The sequence below is a fragment of the Psychroserpens sp. XS_ASV72 genome, from assembly GCF_041224425.1.
In the GTDB taxonomy this organism is placed as follows: Bacteria; Bacteroidota; Bacteroidia; order Flavobacteriales; family Flavobacteriaceae; genus Psychroserpens.
Window position 1 is genome coordinate 296,771 of sequence record NZ_JBGFGL010000071.1, and the last position, 19,222, is coordinate 315,992.

23 protein-coding genes are annotated in these 19,222 nt (G+C 35.5%); 17 read left to right on the plus strand and 6 right to left on the minus strand.

Features of this window, described 5'->3' with window-relative positions; genetic code table 11:
* The first annotated feature begins 6 nt into the window (after positions 1–6).
* The 15 genes from rplR to AB9K26_RS05220 all read left to right on the plus strand — a co-directional run bounded on the left by rplR (position 7) and on the right by AB9K26_RS05220 (position 11,567).
* Complete coding sequence (gene rplR, locus AB9K26_RS05150; protein ID WP_369971468.1) at positions 7–363, plus strand: 50S ribosomal protein L18; 357 nt, start codon at positions 7–9, stop codon at positions 361–363.
* 5 nt (positions 364–368) lie between these two features.
* Complete coding sequence (rpsE, locus tag AB9K26_RS05155; protein ID WP_369971469.1) at positions 369–893, plus strand: 30S ribosomal protein S5; 525 nt, start codon at positions 369–371, stop codon at positions 891–893.
* A gap of 11 nt (positions 894–904) precedes the next feature.
* Positions 905–1,087, plus strand: a complete 183-nt coding sequence (rpmD, locus tag AB9K26_RS05160) for a 50S ribosomal protein L30 (protein ID WP_369971470.1) — start codon at positions 905–907, stop codon at positions 1,085–1,087.
* Between the two features lie 9 nt (positions 1,088–1,096).
* Positions 1,097–1,549 (plus strand): 50S ribosomal protein L15, encoded by a 453-nt coding sequence (rplO, locus tag AB9K26_RS05165; protein WP_369971471.1) that lies wholly within the window; start codon positions 1,097–1,099, stop codon positions 1,547–1,549.
* A gap of 9 nt (positions 1,550–1,558) precedes the next feature.
* On the plus strand, positions 1,559–2,908 hold the full coding sequence (secY, locus tag AB9K26_RS05170) for a preprotein translocase subunit SecY (RefSeq protein WP_369971472.1): 1,350 nt from the start codon (positions 1,559–1,561) through the stop codon (positions 2,906–2,908).
* Between the two features lie 75 nt (positions 2,909–2,983).
* A complete protein-coding gene (gene infA / locus AB9K26_RS05175; protein WP_026753784.1) occupies positions 2,984–3,199 on the plus strand; it encodes a translation initiation factor IF-1 in 216 nt (71 codons plus the stop codon).
* 70 nt (positions 3,200–3,269) lie between these two features.
* Positions 3,270–3,386, plus strand: coding sequence for a type B 50S ribosomal protein L36 (gene ykgO, locus AB9K26_RS05180; RefSeq protein WP_081990159.1), 117 nt, complete (start codon positions 3,270–3,272; stop codon positions 3,384–3,386).
* 103 nt (positions 3,387–3,489) lie between these two features.
* Positions 3,490–3,864, plus strand: coding sequence for a 30S ribosomal protein S13 (gene rpsM, locus AB9K26_RS05185; protein WP_369971473.1), 375 nt, complete (start codon positions 3,490–3,492; stop codon positions 3,862–3,864).
* A 99-nt stretch (positions 3,865–3,963) separates the two neighbouring features.
* Complete coding sequence (gene rpsK / locus AB9K26_RS05190; RefSeq protein WP_369971474.1) at positions 3,964–4,347, plus strand: 30S ribosomal protein S11; 384 nt, start codon at positions 3,964–3,966, stop codon at positions 4,345–4,347.
* A 169-nt stretch (positions 4,348–4,516) separates the two neighbouring features.
* On the plus strand, positions 4,517–5,122 hold the full coding sequence (gene rpsD, locus AB9K26_RS05195) for a 30S ribosomal protein S4 (protein WP_369971475.1): 606 nt from the start codon (positions 4,517–4,519) through the stop codon (positions 5,120–5,122).
* A gap of 93 nt (positions 5,123–5,215) precedes the next feature.
* Complete coding sequence (locus tag AB9K26_RS05200; RefSeq protein WP_369971476.1) at positions 5,216–6,208, plus strand: DNA-directed RNA polymerase subunit alpha; 993 nt, start codon at positions 5,216–5,218, stop codon at positions 6,206–6,208.
* A 60-nt stretch (positions 6,209–6,268) separates the two neighbouring features.
* Positions 6,269–6,748, plus strand: a complete 480-nt coding sequence (rplQ, locus tag AB9K26_RS05205) for a 50S ribosomal protein L17 (RefSeq protein ID WP_369971477.1) — start codon at positions 6,269–6,271, stop codon at positions 6,746–6,748.
* An 86-nt stretch (positions 6,749–6,834) separates the two neighbouring features.
* Positions 6,835–7,938 (plus strand): glutamine-hydrolyzing carbamoyl-phosphate synthase small subunit, encoded by a 1,104-nt coding sequence (gene carA, locus AB9K26_RS05210; RefSeq protein WP_369971478.1) that lies wholly within the window; start codon positions 6,835–6,837, stop codon positions 7,936–7,938.
* A 155-nt stretch (positions 7,939–8,093) separates the two neighbouring features.
* The gene (gene eno, locus AB9K26_RS05215) at positions 8,094–9,383 is read left to right on the plus strand and encodes a phosphopyruvate hydratase (protein WP_369971479.1); all 1,290 of its coding nucleotides are present in this window, start codon (positions 8,094–8,096) and stop codon (positions 9,381–9,383) included.
* A 111-nt stretch (positions 9,384–9,494) separates the two neighbouring features.
* On the plus strand, positions 9,495–11,567 hold the full coding sequence (locus AB9K26_RS05220; RefSeq protein ID WP_369971480.1) for a T9SS type A sorting domain-containing protein: 2,073 nt from the start codon (positions 9,495–9,497) through the stop codon (positions 11,565–11,567).
* Here AB9K26_RS05220 and AB9K26_RS05225 read toward each other — a convergent pair.
* Positions 11,564–12,316: a DUF481 domain-containing protein gene (locus AB9K26_RS05225; RefSeq protein WP_369971481.1), complete on the minus strand. Its 753-nt coding sequence runs from the start codon at positions 12,314–12,316 to the stop codon at positions 11,564–11,566. The genes AB9K26_RS05220 and AB9K26_RS05225 overlap by 4 nt on opposite strands.
* Before the next feature lie 214 nt (positions 12,317–12,530).
* Here AB9K26_RS05225 and AB9K26_RS05230 point away from each other — a divergent pair, with 214 nt between their 5' ends.
* Positions 12,531–13,817 (plus strand): citrate synthase, encoded by a 1,287-nt coding sequence (locus AB9K26_RS05230; protein ID WP_369971482.1) that lies wholly within the window; start codon positions 12,531–12,533, stop codon positions 13,815–13,817.
* A 56-nt stretch (positions 13,818–13,873) separates the two neighbouring features.
* On the plus strand, positions 13,874–14,788 hold the full coding sequence (locus AB9K26_RS05235; RefSeq protein ID WP_369971483.1) for a dimethylarginine dimethylaminohydrolase family protein: 915 nt from the start codon (positions 13,874–13,876) through the stop codon (positions 14,786–14,788).
* Between the two features lie 6 nt (positions 14,789–14,794).
* On the opposite strand, the gene AB9K26_RS05240 is transcribed toward AB9K26_RS05235, so the two are convergent.
* Genes AB9K26_RS05240 through AB9K26_RS05260 form a run of 5 tightly spaced genes read right to left on the minus strand, consistent with a single transcriptional unit; the run spans position 14,795 to position 19,218 of the window.
* A complete protein-coding gene (locus AB9K26_RS05240; protein WP_369971484.1) occupies positions 14,795–15,604 on the minus strand; it encodes an alpha/beta hydrolase in 810 nt (269 codons plus the stop codon).
* A 12-nt stretch (positions 15,605–15,616) separates the two neighbouring features.
* The gene (locus tag AB9K26_RS05245) at positions 15,617–16,513 is read right to left on the minus strand and encodes a hypothetical protein (RefSeq protein ID WP_369971485.1); all 897 of its coding nucleotides are present in this window, start codon (positions 16,511–16,513) and stop codon (positions 15,617–15,619) included.
* A gap of 50 nt (positions 16,514–16,563) precedes the next feature.
* On the minus strand, positions 16,564–16,944 hold the full coding sequence (locus AB9K26_RS05250; protein ID WP_369971486.1) for a VOC family protein: 381 nt from the start codon (positions 16,942–16,944) through the stop codon (positions 16,564–16,566).
* Positions 16,945–16,980: 36 nt separating this feature from the next.
* On the minus strand, positions 16,981–18,057 hold the full coding sequence (locus AB9K26_RS05255) for an NADH:flavin oxidoreductase (protein WP_369971487.1): 1,077 nt from the start codon (positions 18,055–18,057) through the stop codon (positions 16,981–16,983).
* Positions 18,058–19,218 carry a M28 family peptidase gene (locus tag AB9K26_RS05260; RefSeq protein ID WP_369971488.1) on the minus strand — a complete coding sequence of 387 codons (1,161 nt, stop codon included), beginning with the start codon at positions 19,216–19,218 and terminating at the stop codon, positions 18,058–18,060. It lies immediately after the preceding gene.
* Positions 19,219–19,222: the final 4 nt, after the last annotated feature.

Sequence of the window (19,222 nt, forward strand, 5' to 3'; positions counted from 1 at the left end):
TTAGTTATGGCATTAACAAAGAATCAAAGAAGACTAAGAATAAAAAACAGAATACGTAAGGTAATTTCTGGTACTGGAGAAAGACCACGTTTAGCTGTTTATAGATCTAATAAAGAAATTTATGCTCAAATCGTTGACGATGTTACAGGTAAAACTCTAGCAGCCGCATCATCGAGAGATAAAGATATTGCTTCAGCAAAAGGCAATAAGTCTGAAAAGGCTGCCCTAGTAGGTAAAGCTGTTGCTGAAAAAGCAGTTAAAGCAGGTATCGAGACTATCGCTTTTGATAGAGGAGGATATTTGTATCACGGAAGAGTTAAATCATTAGCCGATGGCGCAAGAGAAGGCGGACTTAAATTTTAAGCACTATGTATCAAAAGTATAAAAACGTAGAATTAGTAAAACCAAGTGGAATCGATTTAAAAGATCGTTTAGTTGGTGTTCAAAGAGTTACCAAGGTAACAAAAGGTGGTAGAGCTTTTGGTTTTTCAGCGATCGTAGTGGTTGGTGATGAAGCTGGAGTTGTAGGTCACGGATTAGGAAAGTCTAAAGACGTTGCTACTGCAATTGCAAAAGCAGTTGAAGACGCTAAGAAGAATTTAGTTCGTATTCCTATCATTAAAGGTACCTTACCTCATGAACAAAAAGGAAAATACGGAGGTGCAAGAGTGAATATCATTCCTGCTGCTCCTGGTACTGGTGTTATCGCTGGTGGTGCTGTGAGAACAGTATTGGAAGCCGTTGGTGTACATGATGTATTATCTAAATCTCAAGGATCTTCTAACCCTCACAATGTGGTAAAAGCAACTTTTGACGCATTATTGCAATTAAGAGATGCGAATGCTATTGCCAGAGATAGAGGAATTTCTCTTGAAAAAGTATTTAATGGTTAATCAATAGGACGATGGCAAAGATAAAAGTAACAAAGGTAAGAAGTGCGATCAATCGTACGCAAACACAGAAAAGAACGCTAGAGGCTTTAGGACTAAAGCGAATTGGCCAAACTATTGAGCACGAAGCGTCTCCAAGTATTCTTGGAATGGTAAACAAAGTTTCACATTTAGTTTCTGTTGAAGAAACGAAATAACAATATAAGATGGACTTAAGTAATTTAAAACCAGCTAGTGGTTCAACAAAGAACCAAGGGAAAAGAGTAGGTCGCGGACAAGGATCTGGTAAAGGTGGTACGGCTACACGTGGTCACAAAGGAGCTAAATCGCGTTCTGGATACTCTAAAAAATTAGGATTTGAAGGTGGACAAATGCCACTTCAAAGACGTGTCCCTAAATTCGGATTTAAGAATATCAACCGTGTTGAATATCAAGGTGTGAACTTAGATACATTACAACAATTGGTGGATGATAAGAAAATAAAGGATGCTGTTGATTTTGATACCATGATTAGCTTACGTCTTGCAGGAAAGAACGATAAAGTGAAAATCCTAGGTCGTGGCGAATTAAAGTCAAAATTAAAAGTATCAGCCCATAAGTTTACTGCTTCAGCTAAAGCTGCTATAGAAGCTGCAGGAGGAGAAGCTGTAACATTATAACCTAAGCTTATGAAATTTATAGAAACATTAAAGAACGTCTGGAAAATATCAGAACTTAAAGATCGAATCATTTTAACGCTTGGTTTGCTCTTAGTCTATCGTTTTGGTGCTCAGGTTGTTCTTCCAGGTGTAGATGCAAGTCAATTAAGTAATTTACAAGCAGGTGCAGGTGAAGGGATTCTTGGAATTCTAAACATGTTTACCGGTGGAGCCTTTGCTAATGCATCGGTTTTTGCACTTGGTATCATGCCTTACATCTCAGCTTCTATTGTAGTGCAGTTGATGGGAATCGCGATTCCTTATCTTCAAAAACTTCAAAAAGAAGGTGCTAGTGGTCAAAAGAAGATTACGCAAATTACGCGTTGGTTAACCATCGTTATCTGTTTATTTCAAGCGCCAGGTTACTTGGCAAGTTTACCAACAGCATTTGGTATTCCACAATCAGCATTTTTATTAGGTACTGGACCTACATTCTACATTTCTTCGGTTATCATCTTGGTAACGGGATGTATTTTCGCAATGTGGTTAGGTGAAAAAATTACCGACAAAGGTATTGGTAATGGTATTTCATTATTAATTATGGTAGGTATCATTGCTACTTTACCAGCATCTTTTGTACAAAATGCAGCATCACGTTTAAGTGGTGGTGGTAATGGTGGTTTAATGATGATCTTAATCGAATTGGTAATTTGGTTTGTGATTATCATGGCATCTGTAATGCTAGTGATGGCTGTTCGCAAAATTGCTGTACAGTATGCGAGAAGAACAGCTTCAGGAGGTTATGAAAAGAACGTATTCGGTTCTAGACAATTTTTACCTTTAAAGCTTAATGCTTCTGGAGTAATGCCAATCATTTTTGCGCAAGCAATTATGTTTGTGCCAAGTTTAATTGGAAAGTCAATCGATGGTAGTGATGCTGGACAATGGATGATAGCTCAGTTCTCAGATATCTTTGGATTGTGGTACAACATTGTATTTGCCTTATTGATCATTGTATTTACATACTTCTATACAGCGATTACAGTTCCAACCAATAAAATGGCTGACGATTTAAAACGTAGTGGTGGATTTATTCCTGGTATTAGACCTGGAACGGAAACTTCTGAATATTTAGATAAGATTATGTCTCAAATAACATTACCAGGTTCTATATTCTTGGCATTGATTGCAGTATTTCCTGCATTCATTGTGAAGTTAATGGATGTACAAGCTGGTTGGGCATTATTCTTCGGAGGGACATCATTACTGATTATGGTTGGTGTAGCAATTGATACCATGCAGCAAGTTAATTCGTATTTGTTGAACAAACATTACGATGGCTTGATGAAGACTGGTAAAAACCGTAAAGCAGTAGCATAATGTAAACAGTGATTTAGAAATTGGTTTTTAGGCAAGGTATTTGTACTATATAGACTAATTACTAAAATTTATAATATGGCAAAACAAGCAGCAATAGAACAAGACGGATCAATAATTGAAGCATTATCAAATGCAATGTTCCGTGTTGAATTGGAAAATGGTCACATCGTGACCGCACACATCTCAGGTAAAATGAGAATGCATTACATCAAATTATTACCTGGTGATAAAGTAAAATTAGAAATGAGTCCTTACGATTTGACAAAGGCTCGAATAACATATAGATACTAAAACGAGTTAAGAAGTTAAAAGTTGCAAAGTTTCAACTTTTAAACTTTAAACTTTTAAACACGCTAAAGAGATGAAAGTAAGAGCATCAATTAAGAAGAGAAGTGCAGACTGTAAGTTGGTCCGTAGAAAAGGAAGACTTTACGTCATTAACAAAAAGAATCCTAGATTCAAACAAAGACAAGGTTAAACAAGACACTAGTCATTAGTAATTAGTAGTTAGATGAATCTGTTCGAAATAGAAATGTTTAGGATTCTAACAACTAAAAGCTAACAGCTAAAAACTAAACAATATGGCAAGAATTGCAGGTGTAGACATACCAAAAAACAAAAGAGGAGTTATCTCATTAACCTATATCTACGGAATAGGTAAAAGTAGAGCACAAGAAATTTTAGCTAATGCTAAAGTTGATGAAAGCATCAAAGTAGAAGATTGGAGCGACGATCAAATTGGAGCAATCCGTGATCAAGTTGGATCGTATACTATTGAAGGTGAATTGCGTTCTGAAACACAAATCAATATCAAGCGTTTGATGGATATTGGATGTTACAGAGGTATTCGTCACAGAGCTGGTTTACCATTAAGAGGTCAGCGTACTAAAAACAACTCTAGAACAAGAAAAGGTAGAAGAAAAACAGTTGCTAACAAGAAAAAAGTAACTAAATAATAATAGTCTTTAGTCCTTAGACGTTGGAAGGAATCTGTTTGAAATTGATAAGGTTTAGGATTCTAGCGACTATTCACTAATTACTAAAAACTAAAACAAATGGCAAAGTCAAATACAAAAAAACGTAAAGTTATTGTTGATGCTATCGGAGAAGCACATGTTTCTGCATCTTTCAACAATATCATTATCTCTCTAACCAACAAAAAAGGTGACGTAATCTCTTGGTCATCTGCTGGTAAAATGGGTTTTAGAGGTTCTAAAAAGAATACTCCTTATGCAGCACAATTAGCTGCTGAAGATGCTGCTGAAACAGCAAAAGAAGCTGGACTTAAAAAAGTAAAGGTTTTTGTTAAAGGACCAGGAAATGGTAGAGAATCTGCTATCAGATCTATCCACAACGCAGGTATTGAAGTTACTGAAATCGTAGACGTAACACCTATGCCGCATAATGGATGTCGTCCTCCTAAACGAAGAAGAGTCTAAGTACTTTTAAAAGCATAAATTAATATCAACTGTTTTTGCAGTTGATATTAATTTTTTATACGTACATTTGCAAACTGAAAAAATTAAACAAGTATAACCGAGAGATTACTGTTTATCGAAGGATAAGATTAAGACCTTAATTCATAAACACTCTCAAAACAATTTTAAAATGGCAAGATATACTGGTCCTAAAACTAAAATAGCTCGTAAATTTGGTGAAGCTATTTTTGGAGACGATAAGTCTTTCGAAAAAAGAAATTATCCTCCTGGACAACACGGAAACAACAGAAGACGTGGAAAAAAGTCTGAATACGCAATCCAATTAATGGAGAAGCAAAAAGCGAAATACACTTACGGTATTTTAGAAAAGCAATTCAGAAATATGTTTAAAAAAGCAACTGCTGCACAAGGTATTACTGGTGAGGTTTTACTTCAATTATGTGAGTCGCGTTTAGATAACGTGGTTTACAGAATGGGAATGTCTTCATCACGTAGAGGCGCAAGACAGTTGGTATCCCACAGACACATTACTGTTAACGGAAACGTTGTAAATATTCCATCGTACCAATTAAAAGCTGGAGATGTTGTTGCTGTTAGAGAAAAATCTAAATCTCTTGAAGCAATTCAACAAGCATTAGAAAGTTCTAGTAGTGTCTATGAGTGGATTACTTTTAATAACGATACTAAAGAAGGTACTTATGTATCTGTTCCAGAGAGAATCCAAATTCCAGAAAATATCAATGAGCAATTCATCGTCGAATTGTACTCTAAGTAATAATTAATCATATTGGTATCTGGCCAAAGGATTTATTAGTCTTCTTCAAACTTTTAAGTCGCGCAACCAGGTCACAATCAAAACGAAGAAAAAATGGCAATATTAAATTTTCAAAAGCCTGATAAGGTAATCATGATCGACTCAACTGAGTTCGAAGGTAAATTTGAATTTAGACCTTTAGAACCAGGATATGGGTTAACAGTAGGTAACGCGTTAAGACGTGTATTGTTATCTTCATTGGAAGGATTTGCGATTACTTCTGTAAGAATCGAAGGTGTAGACCACGAGTTCTCTACAATCGCAGGTGTGGTTGAAGATGTTACTGAAATCATCCTAAACTTAAAGCAAATCAATTTCAAACGTCAAATTGACGAAGTTGATAACGAATCTGTTTCTGTATCTATTTCAGGACAAGAGCAAATCACTGCTGGTGATTTTCAAAAGTTCATTTCTGGATTCCAAGTATTGAATAAAGACTTGGTGATTTGTAACCTTGATCCAAAGGTGACTATCAACATGGAAATGACAATTGAAAAGGGTAGAGGTTATGTTCCTGCTGAAGAGAACAAAAAATCATCGGCTCCTGTTGGAACGATCTTTACAGATTCTATCTATACACCAATTAAAAATGTAAAGTACAGTATTGAAAACTTCCGTGTGGAGCAAAAAACTGACTACGAAAAATTGGTTTTTGAAATCATCACCGATGGATCTATTCATCCAAAGGATGCTTTAACTGAAGCTGCTAAAATATTAATCCACCACTTCATGTTATTCTCTGATGAGCGTATCACTCTTGAAGCGGATGAGATTGCACAAACGGAAACTTATGATGAAGAATCACTTCACATGAGACAGTTATTGAAAACCAAATTGGTTGATATGGACTTGTCTGTTCGTGCATTGAACTGTTTAAAAGCAGCTGAAGTAGATACTCTAGGCGACTTGGTATCATTCAATAAAAACGATTTAATGAAGTTCCGTAACTTCGGTAAGAAATCCCTAACAGAACTTGAAGAGTTGGTTAGCGTGAAAGGCCTTAACTTCGGAATGGATTTATCAAAATACAAATTAGATAAAGATTAATACATCATATTTTGCTCCTCAAAGTGAGTTGCAGCAAGATGGTGATTAAAACAAAATGTCATGAGACACGGAAAGAAATTTAACCATTTAGGAAGAAAGACAGCGCACAGAAAAGCGATGTTAGCCAATATGGCTTGTTCGTTAATCGAGCACAAACGCATCAACACAACAGTTGCTAAAGCTAAAGCTTTAAAGCAATATGTTGAGCCAATGATCACAAAATCTAAAGAAGACACGACACACAACAGACGTTTGGTTTTTGCTAAACTAAGACAGAAAGGTGCAGTTGCTGAATTGTTTAGAGATGTGGCTGCTAAAGTTGGAGATCGTCCAGGTGGTTACACGAGAATTATCAAATTAGGAAATCGTCTTGGTGATAATGCTGATATGGCGATGATCGAGCTTGTAGATTACAACGACATCTACAACGCAGGTAAGAAACCTAAGAAATCTACAAGACGTAGTAGACGTGGAGGTTCTAAATCGAATGCTGCGGCACCAGTTGCTCCAGCACCAGAAGCAACCAACGAAGAAGAATAAATGTTAATAAGCATTTGAAAAATATAAAGGGTAATCTTTTTTAGATTATCCTTTTTTTTATGCAATTTTGTAAAACTTTTCTAAACATGAAATACTCAAAACGTAAAAAAGCCTTAATCTTACTCGCAGATGGAACTATTTTTCATGGCAAATCCATAGGAAAAGAAGGTTCTGCTTTTGGTGAGGTCTGTTTTAACACAGGAACCACAGGTTACCAAGAAATTTTCACTGATCCATCCTATTATGGACAGCTAATGGTGACTACCAATGCCCATATTGGTAATTATGGTGCTAAAAATGATGAAGTGGAATCAGATAACATTAAAATTGCTGGACTCATCTGTAAAAACTTTAGCTTTAATTATTCACGTCCTTCAGCCGATCAATCCTTAGAGGAATTTTTTGAAGATCATAACTTGTTGGCGATTTCAGATGTAGATACGAGAGCATTGGTTAGCCATATCAGAGATCATGGTGCGATGAATGCAGTTATCTCTACGGAAGTTGACAACATTGAAAGTTTAAAAAAGCAATTAGCTGAAGTACCAAGTATGGAAGGTTTGGAATTGGCATCGAAAGTGTCAACTAAAAATCCATATTATTATGGAGATGAAAATGCAAGCTACAAGATTGCTGCTCTTGATATTGGGATTAAAAAGAACATCCTTAGAAACCTAGCTAAACGTGATGCTTACATCAAAGTGTTTCCTTATAATTCTAAGTTTGAAGACTTGGAAGCATTTAAGCCAGATGGTTATTTCCTTTCCAATGGTCCTGGAGATCCAGAACCTTTGGTTGAAGCCCAAGAAGTCGCAAAGGAAGTTATAAAACGTAATTTGCCATTGTTTGGGATTTGCCTTGGTCATCAAGTCATTGCTTTGGCTAATGGGATTTCTACTTATAAGATGCATCATGGACATCGTGGTATCAACCATCCCGTGAAGAACCTTATAACAACCAAAGGGGAGATTACATCACAAAATCATGGTTTCGCCATTAATAGGGAAGAAACAGAACAACATCCTGAGATTGAAATCACGCATGTACATTTGAATGATCACACTGTGGCTGGAATTAAAATGAAAAACAAAAACTGTTTTTCAGTGCAATACCATCCTGAAGCAAGTCCAGGTCCTAACGATTCGACATACTTGTTTGATCAGTTCATTGAGAATATCAAGAATAATTAATAACAAAAAGGCAACGTTTATCTAGAATCGTTGCTTTTTTTCTTTTACGAAAACATTATAGTGAATATATCCTTTAAAACTGTTGGTTTGAGTGGATTATAGGGTAAGTATTTCGTAAATTTGTAAGAGATTAAAAACTAAAAACCGAAAGACAAATGAGCATTATTATCAATATTCATGCAAGACAAATTTTAGATTCAAGAGGTAATCCAACTGTTGAAGTTGATGTCATTACCGAAAACGGAATTACAGGACGTGCGGCTGTACCTTCTGGTGCTTCCACTGGTGAACATGAAGCTGTTGAACTTCGTGATGGTGGTGATGCTTATATGGGAAAAGGAGTTTTGAAAGCAGTTGATAATGTCAATTCGGTAATTTCACAAGAATTATTGGGTGAGTCTGTATTCAACCAGAACAGAATCGATCAATTGATGATTGATTTAGACGGAACACCAAACAAATCTAAACTTGGAGCCAATGCTATTCTTGGTGTGTCTTTGGCAGTAGCTAAAGCTGCAGCTAACGAATTAGGCATGCCTTTATATCGTTATGTTGGTGGTGTGTCTGCCAATACCTTACCAGTACCAATGATGAATATCATCAATGGTGGTTCACATAGCGATGCACCAATCGCATTTCAAGAGTTTATGGTGATGCCAGTAAAGGCTAAAAACTTTACGCATGCCATGCAGATGGGAACTGAGATTTTCCACAACCTGAAAAAAGTATTGCACGATAGAGGTCTAAGTACAGCTGTTGGTGATGAAGGTGGTTTTGCACCAACTTTGGATGGCACTGAAGATGCTTTGGATACCATTGCTAAAGCTGTGGAAAAAGCAGGCTATAAGTTTGGTGATGAAGTGATGATTGCCTTAGATTGTGCGGCTGCTGAATTTTACAAAGATGGTAAATACGATTATACCATTTTTGAAGGCGATACAGGTGTTGTGAGAACGAGTCAAGAGCAAGCCGATTACTTAGCTGAATTGGCCAATAAATATCCAATCATTTCAATTGAAGATGGAATGGATGAAAACGATTGGGAAGGTTGGAAGTATCTAACAGATAAGATTGGAGATACAGTACAGTTGGTTGGAGATGACCTGTTTGTTACCAATGTAGAGCGTTTATCTCGAGGAATTGAAAACGGTATCGCCAATTCTATTCTTATCAAAGTAAATCAAATCGGTTCTCTTACGGAAACCATTGCTGCTGTAAATATGGCAAAAAATGCGGGTTATACTTCTGTGATGTCACATCGTTCAGGTGAAACAGAAGACAACACGATTGCTGATTTGGCTGTGGCATTGAATACAGGACAAATTAAAACAGGTTCTGCGTCACGTAGCGACCGTATGGCAAAATACAATCAATTGCTTCGTATTGAGGAAGAGTTAGATGCTACTGCATACTTTCCTCAATTGAATGCTTTCAAGGTGAAGTAAAAAGTTCATTTCTAAATTCTAATATAAACCTACTCAACTATTTGAGTAGGTTTTTTCGTATATTGATGCAAGCCTTTGAATAAAAAGGTATTGCATAAAAATCGACCAACTATGATTAGAATTTTACTTCTCTTATTGTTTACATCTTTATTTTGTCAAGCGCAAATTGTAAATATTCCTGATGCTAATTTCAAAGCGGCTTTAATTGATGATGGTGTTGATACCAATATGGATGGCGAAATTCAAGAAAGTGAAGCGTCTCAGGTTACAATCCTTAATGTAAGTTATGAGGGCATCTCAGACATGACAGGTTTGAGTTCATTTTCAAGCTTGACAGAACTATTTTGTATAAATAACAATATTTCAGAATTGGATTTATCAGGTAATCCTTTATTGGAACGTATCGATTGTGGATGGAATTCTATGGACAATCTGGATATTTCTCAAAATTTCAATATCAAATTTATTTATTGCGGTTCAAATTCAATTTCTCAACTTGATTTAACTGGTAAGAGCCAATTGATAACGTTGTATTGTGGTGATAATAGCCTAACAGAATTGGATACTTCTGATTGTATCAGTTTACAAATGTTAGATTGTGGTACTCTGAATTTGTTGACGTCATTAGATTTCAGTCAAAACCCTTATTTAATAGAATTGGATTGTTCTGGAAACCCTTTTTTAACAGAACTTAACTTAAAAAACGGAACTACATTTAATGACATTCAAATAGATGGTAATAATTTAGAATTTATTTGTGTAGACCAGGAAGAACTAGATTATATTCAATCCCTTGCAGGTACTTCAACAATAGTGACCTCATATTGCACATTTCAGCCAGGTGGTTTATACAATACGATTACAGGTCAGATTGTTTTTGACAGTAATGATGATGGTTGTAACGCATCAGATGCTACACAGGCATATATTACATTAGAGATCAATGATGGTGTGTATCAGGAATTTACTTCTACTGGTTCTGATGGGACTTATTTTTTCTATCCTCAAGATGGTAATTTCGATATTTCCCTAGACCTGGAAAACTCAACTTGGTTTAATGTGTCACCTGCTACAGCAACAATACCATTTGCAAATACGGACAATAATGTGGCAATACAAGATTTTTGTGTTTCACCTAACGGTATTCACAATGATGTAGAAATAGTGATTGTTCCAACGACACTAGCTAGTCCTGGATTTGATGCCACCTATCAAGTAGTATTTGTTAATAAAGGAAATCAAGTTATATCAGGTGATTTTGAATTGAATTATGATGATTCAGTTTTGGATTATGTATCTTCAAGTCAGTCACCAAATACAATAGATACTGGACAATTAGTTTGGAGCTACTCTAACTTGTTGCCTTTTGAAAGTAGATCAATAACTGTTACGCTTAATGTGAATGCTCCAACAGAAACACCTCCTGTAAACAATGGTGATGAATTGGCATTTACAGCCGTTATTAATCCTGTTTCGGGTGATGAAAATCCAGGTGATAATACATTTGATCTAAAGCAAATAGTTGTAGGATCCTATGATCCTAATGATATTACGTGTTTAGAAGGCGCTACTGTCGATTCATCAATGATAGGTGACTATTTACATTATAATATTAGATTTGAGAATACTGGAACAGCTGCAGCAACATTTGTTGTAGTAACCAATGACATTGATGAAATGCAATATGATTTAAGCACCTTGCAAATATTGAATGCCTCTCATGAGATGAGCATGCAAACGTATGGTAATAAGGTCGAGTTTGTTTTTGACGCCATTAATTTAATGCCTAATGCTCAAGGAAATGTTCTTTATAAAATAAAATCGTTGAATTCCTTACAAGTAAATGACGAAGTATCGCAACAAGCCAATATCTTTTTCGATTATAATTTTCCAATTGAAACCAACATGGCAACTACAGCTTTCGAAACGTTGTCTATTAATGATTTCAGTTTTGATAATACTTTCAAATTATATCCAAATCCAGCACAATCACAAATTAGAATTCTAGGCAAGACAACAATTGAAAAAGTTAAAATCTATGATCTTCACGGACGATTAACGTTTTCTAAACTAGTTCATGGTATGGATACGATTATGGATGTTTCATCATTGAATGATGGTGTGTACTTTGTAAATATAATTGGTAATGCTGGAGAGGAAGTCCAAAAATTAATTGTCAATTAAAAACTGTACAATAATCCGTTGGTCAGTTCGTATTGTGTCTTTGGAATGGCATTCGATACTGGAAATGCGTCAAAGAAATAGTTAAAAGTTGTTTTAAAAGCTAGGTTTTCAAAAATCTGAAACAACAATGAGGTGTTGCTTGAAAATCTAAAGTCTTTGAACTTATCTATTTGTGGTTGATAATAACTAGTGCTAATGATGCTAATAGTTTCCGTAGGATATAAGCTAAATGACAAATAGGTACTTGCTCTAAAATCCTTTTGTATTCTATTTTGAACCACTTCTGAAGCTTTTTCATATTCATACATGACCAAGGTTCCCAAGTAAAATCGGTAATTATCACTATTGCTTAACTTAAATCGTGGACCAACGCCAGCTAAAGCTCTCAAATCAATTTGAGAAATAGCATCGTACTGCGCTTGTAAAAAAGCTTCCCATTTTATTCTTTCCGTTAGTCTTCTATTATATCTCAAATGCTGGGTGCCTCGATTCACGAGTGAGTTACCTTCTATCTTTTGAAGGTTTAAGTCATTCACAAACAACCAAAGATTTAAATTGTCTTTATATTGTACATGTGCTTTGTTGGCAATTCTAAAAATATCATTTGTATTCTTTATCAAGGAGATATCCAAACTCACAGAGCCAGTCCATTTTGTAGAATCTGAAGGCTTTCGAAGCGTTTCGACATTAACCACTTGTGCTTGAGCAAAGTGAGCTAATAAACAAATAAATATAAATAGTTTATTCATAGAGAGTAAGTATTCGGCAAAAATACCACTTAAGCAATAAATAGCAAGGAAAACCCATTTTACAATCCATATTTATCGGGTCATAAAACCAATAGGTTTGTAATGTAAATTATCTATAGTGCAATTGTTAAATCGATTGTAAATACACTTTATAAATACTGAGATATTTCGTAATTTTACGGGACTTATTAATATATAAAAAAGCACAAGATACATGTCAGATAAAGCTACCTTAGAAATTCATGGAAAAACGTACGAGTTACCAATAGTAGTAGGTTCGGAAAACGAAGTTGCTATTGATATTAAATCCTTAAGAAATGACACTGGAGGTGTTATTACCATCGATCCTGGTTATAAAAATACCGGAAGTTGTGAAAGTGCCATTACCTTTTTAGATGGTGAAAAAGGAATTTTGAGATATCGTGGTTATTCCATAGAAGAGCTAGCCGAAAAAGCAGACTTCTTGGAAGTTGCGTACTTACTCATTTTTGGGGAACTGCCAACTCAAGAACAATTAGATAAATTCCATGCAGATATCAAGCACCATTCTGTAGTTGATGATGATGTAAAGAAGATTATCGAAGCTTTTCCTAAGTCGGCACATCCAATGGGAGTACTGTCATCATTAACGAGTGCTCTAACAGCTTTTAATCCATCGTCTGTTGATATCAATTCAGAAGAGGCAATGTACAATGCCATTGTACGAATTTTAGGAAAATTCCCTGTATTGGTGTCTTGGACTATGCGTAAAAAACAAGGATTACCTCTAGAATATGGAGATGATAATCTAGGCTATGTTGAAAATGTCTTAAAAATGATGTTTAAGCGCCCAGGAAAAGACTATCAACAAAATAAAATTTTAGTTGACGCCTTAGATAAGTTGTTGATTCTTCATGCAGATCACGAACAAAACTGTTCTACTTCTACAGTACGAATTACTGGATCTTCCCATGCTGGATTATTCGTGTCGTTAGCGGCTGGTATTTCAGCACTTTGGGGACCACTTCATGGAGGTGCCAATCAAGCGGTACTGGAAATGTTAGAAGCCATTAAAGAAGATGGAGGTGATACTAAAAAGTATATGGCAAAAGCAAAAGATAAAAACGATCCATTCCGTTTAATGGGATTTGGACATCGTGTGTATAAAAACTTCGATCCAAGAGCTAAAATCATAAAAAAATCAGCAGATGAGGTTTTAGGTGATTTAGGTGTTGAAGATCCTATTTTGGATATTGCTAAAGGATTGGAAAAAGAAGCTTTGGAAGATCAGTATTTTGTTGATAGAAAGCTATATCCTAATGTTGATTTCTACTCAGGAATTATCTATAGAGCTATGGGTATTCCTGTAGAAATGTTTACTGTTATGTTTGCATTAGGACGTTTGCCAGGCTGGATAGCCCAATGGAGAGAAATGCGCTTGCGTAAAGAACCAATTGGACGTCCGCGCCAATTATACACTGGTGAAACCCAGAGATCCTTTAAAGACATTAGCAAACGCTAAAAACGAACAAAAAAGGCTTCATAAAACAATATGAAGCTTTTTTTATATTTGCATTCATGATACAAGTGAATATTCAAAATGAAACCTCACGTCTACGTGCTGTGATTTTAGGAACTGCTGAAAGTAATGGTCCTATCCCTTCTTTGGAAGATGCATACGATCCAAAATCGGCTGTACATATCAAAAATGGAACCTATCCAATAGAGGCTGATATGGTCAAGGAAATGGAAGCGGTTGCTGAGGTCTTAAAAAAGTATGAGGTTACTGTGTATCGACCAAGAGTCATTACCGATTGTAACCAGATTTTTACACGAGATATTGCTTTTGTGATTGAGGATAAAATTATTCGTGCGAATATCTTGCCAGATCGCGATGAAGAAATTGAAGCCATTCGCTACATTTGGGAACAGATTGACCCTAGCAAACGTATTATTTTACCCGAGGAATGTCATGTAGAAGGTGGTGATGTGATGCCTTGGAACGATTATATTTTTATTGGTACTTATTCTGCTCCAGATTATTCCGATTATATAACTGCTCGTACCAATATGGACGCAGTTATTGCCATTCAAGAATTGTTTCCACATAAAACCGTCAAGTCTTTTGAGTTGCGAAAATCAAACACCGATCCTCGGGAAAATGCCTTGCACCTAGACTGTTGTTTCCAACCTATAGGAAAAGATAAAGCCATTTTACACAAAAATGGATTTTTAGTTGAAAGTGAATACCAATGGTTGGTAGATTTCTTCGGAAAAGAGAACATCTTTGAAATCACCAAAGAGGAAATGTACCATATGAATAGCAATATATTTTCTATTTCTGAAGACATCATTATTTCCGAACGAAACTTTACTAGATTGAATACCTGGCTGCGAGATAAGGGCTTTACTGTTGAAGAAGTGCCTTATGCTGAAATTGCTAAACAAGAAGGTTTGTTGCGTTGTAGTACCTTGCCTTTAATCAGAGATTAAATATTCCTATAAATTTTTGAAAGTCCAAACCAAAGCCTTTTCCTTAGTGGCTCTAAAAATGGTATGGTGTTGTTCATTTGGTTCATCTGAATAGGTCCAAGTTAAATTTTCAGGAGCACTTTGATTTAGTTTTGCTTCTAAGGTTTTTGTATGATTAGAAATATCTTCAGCTGAAGATCCTGCGTACCATAATGAGATAGGAGTTTCTGGGAAACTTGAGAAATAACTCTTAGCTTCGCTAACCATTTGATGGTCATTCCACCATAGAGAAGGATCCATAGCAATATAAAAATCAAATGACGACGGACTTTTAAAAAAAGTTTCCATCACAAAAAGTCCAGCCAACGACTCACCAAGTAACCCTTTTTTATTTTGGGTACGATACTTTTTGTTGATTTCAGGAACCAATTCCTCTAAAATAAATGCTCTAAAATCTTTTGCGCCATCAGTTAACGGACAAAATTGAGCATCGTAATCCGATTGGGAAGCACCTGTTAAATCACGTCCGCGTTCTGTATTTTCAATACCTACCAAAATGATTGGTGGAATGCTTTTCGCTTTCACTAATTTAGAAATGGTATTTGCAATATGAGAGAAGTCTTCTTTAATGCCTCCATCTGGCATGAAAAGCACAGGATAGCTTTCGTTTTCTTCAATATATTTTGGAGGTGTCCATATATTAATAACACGAATTTCATTAACCCTTTTAGATGCTATAGTAAAAGTGTCATGCTCAGGAATAGGATCGTTATAACTAGGTTTGGAATTGCAGTTTAGTATTAGAAAACTTAGTGCGAGAAGAAGAATTGGTTTCATTGTAAATCGTTATTAGTTCCAAATGTGTTTATAAATATCAGTATAATCATCGACTTCAATTATTTGAAATCCTACACGTTCCAAAAAGAAATGTTTTCCTTCATCAAATGCGGATTCATTTCGCTTGGTCAGATACCAGCCTTTGCGTTGGCGTTCAGGAAATTTTTTAAAGTAGAGCATACGCTCAATAAGTAACCAACGTAAGAACGTTTCATTTTCCTCAAGGCTTAATCCAAAAATAAACAACGATTTATTGAATAAGATGTGCAACCAGGTTAAACGACCTTTCCATTGTGCTGGATTTTTTCCGGAAAACAATCGATTGCTTTTTCCCTTGTGCAATAAGTTTCTGGCACGTTCAACACTTCCCATATAATGGCTTAAACCCAAACGAATACTTCTGTGATAATTGATCATTCCATTAATGTACCAAATTCCAAAACCATCAGTTGGTGATTGTAACTGGTTGCGTCCATGATAAGTCGTCCAAGGATAAAAATCTGTAAATCCTTCAGAAGTCGTTCTTAATAATTTATAGTCGAAAGTCTTAGCTAAGGTTTCTTCAAAATTGGTGGTAAGTATTGGCGCATTTAACGCTTGAATACGTGAAATGATATTTTGATGATGGGTTAGAGGTTCCCAGTCTTGCATAAGGTTTGTCACTTCTTTTTGGAGATTGGCATCCTTGGTGTTTTCCAATTCTAAAATATCGTAAAACTCGGTTGATGAAATTCCATTAGGACGTTTGTCCAATTCAAAGTCTGAAACTCTTTTCCATAAATTCATCAATAAAGCATCCCAAGACAAGATATTTGGATTTTCAGCATAGCGATTAATACCATTGCCTATGACAAATGCGATATCCTCTTTATTGGACTTGATTATAGATTGGATATCTTTTGTGGTCATACTTTTAACTAAAGATTAGATAACATTACTGAATGTTAGCTGAGCTAGGTTCAGGTTTTGATTTTCCATGGAGGATCGGTTCTATTAATGCCAGCATAATACAGAATGATCTGATTTCCATCGAGGTCTTTTAATCTTGCTTCTCTCCATAGCCATTCTTGATCAACAGGCTCTTGGTCGAATACAATCCCTTTCTTTTTTAAATTATTAACATGTTCATCAAGATTTTCACATTCAAAATATACGTAAATTCCGTCACCTTTTGGTAAGGTTTCAGTTTGGTGAATCGAAAATGTGGAACTTCCATTTGGACATTCAAATCTAGCATAATGAGGTAAAGACTTAACGATTAAATTCAAACCCAAACATTCATAAAACGGAATAGATTTGTTTAAATCCAATGACGGAACAGTTATTTGATTTAAGTTCATAATTCAGTATTTGATTGGTATTTTGAACTGTTGTTATTAGTCCTCTACGAAATCAGGCCATCGTTTCATATACTCAATAAATGGATCACTTAAGCCTTGATCATTTAAGTAGCTTTTTGAAACTGGTGTTGCAATAGGTTTAAAATCAGAATGTGCCATGACTTGTTTCGGAAAATCATAATGCAAAATTGCCGCACGCCCAATTGTCACAAAATCTACACCTTTACTTAAAACCGTTTGAACCTCTTTAGCGGTTGTAATTTTACCTGCAACCGTTAACTTTACCTGTTTTAAATCTAAAGTTGTAAAATGCTTCAGTAAAGTTTTACTTTGATGTGCTTCCTCTTCAGGCATTTTAAAAGTATCCCAAAGTGATATGTCAAGAAAATCTATCAATTCATCATTTGCCAATTGTTTACAGATGGTTTTGATTTCGGTTAATTGCATGCCAAAACGCTCGGGCGACAAGCGAACACCTAATAAAAAGTCTGAACCACAAGTTTGTCGAATGCCTTTTACGATTTCAAATAAAAGACGTGCTCGATTCTCTAAAGTTCCACCATAGCTATCAGTTCTTTTATTGATTTCAGAACTTAAAAACTGAGAAATTATATAACCATGGGCTCCATGAACTTCTACACCATCATAACCACTTATTTTTGCTCTTAAAGCAGCTGCTATAAAATCATCTCGAAGTTGTTCAACCTCTTTAAGACTTAAGGCTTTGGTATTATATTTTTCTATTGCAGAAGCTGAAACAGGAGAGCCTTCTATCAGATCTTCAGGTGATCGCATGCCAGCATGATGTAATTGAACGACTGCCAAACTTCCGTATGTTTTGATGCCTTGAGCCAATTTTTTGTGCCCTTCAATATGCACATCATCAAAAATTCCCAGTTGACCAGGAAATCCCTTACCATTGGCTTGTACGTGAGAAGCACAAGTCATGGTTAATCCGAAACCACCTTTTGAACGCATGGTTAACCAGTTGTATTCAGCATTAGATAATGTACCATCCTCATTACTTTGAGTATTGGTCATTGGTGCTAACATAAAACGGTTTGGCATGGTTTTACCACAAGGAAATGTCAAAGGTTGGTTTAGATCTGACATTTATTCTACTATTAATGTTTTGATGTAGCGTTGGTTGTTACTTTTAAAAACAGCTAGGTATTGTGCTGTTGCCAAATTATCAATCGATAAGATTTGGCGTTGTTCAGTTAAGACATCATTATATATGTCTTTGCCATGCATATCAATTAGTTTAAACTCTATGTTGTTTTTAAGAGGCTGCTTAAAGTTGATATATAATTCTTTGCTGAAAGGATTAGGGGAAATACTGATTTGGTTATTAAAAGCATTTGAAGTCTCTAGACTTAAGGTTTCATAGGCTAAAGCAAACTCCAATGTAGCACCTAAAGCTCCTTTAGTGACTTGAGTCAAGTAGGGAACATCCATATTTGAAATGACATCGTTTATAGTGTGAGCGTAGGGTGTTTCATTTTTTTCAAAGAGACCTGTAATCACTTCTCCATTATTTTCAAACGGAATATAATCAGAAGCATAAGCATAAGAAATTTCAGTATTTAAAGTAGAATACAGTTCGATTAAGGTTGCTAAACTATTCGTGAAAGTATCTGAAGCTGCATTGTTTGAAAAAGGACTGCTTAAGTCGCGTTCACATACAATGGTATCATTATTTGTACCTGCTAATCCGCCAACTTCATCAATGTTAAATACCAATCTTATATCCATATCTTGAGGTATCACAGTATTGTTGACATAGTAAGAACTTCCAACCAGTCCATCTTCCTCTCCCGAAAAATGAATGAACTTAATAGAGTATTCTGTTTCTACATCTTTGAGCAAGCGCGCTAATTCCAACAACAATACGGTTCCTGAACCATTATCGTTGGCACCAACTCCAGTAATAGAATCGTAATGTCCATCAATTATGATATAGGTATTGGGATATACAGTTCCAGTTTTGGTAACAATAATGTTATTACTGGTACCAGAGGCATAGGTGAAAGATTGAAGCTGAACATCTGAATATCCTAAAGTTTGATAACGATTGACTATCCAGTTTTCTGCATTGGTCAATGCTGTTGTTCCCACTTCTTTAATTCCAAATCCAGTATAAGTATTTAAATCATTAAGTAAATTGTTTTCTGAAGTGTTTTCAACGATATCAGAATAGAAAGGGTTAAATGTTTGAGAATAGGAATGTAAAGATATGAATACAAAAACTACTAGAATAGAAATGGATTTCATGAAA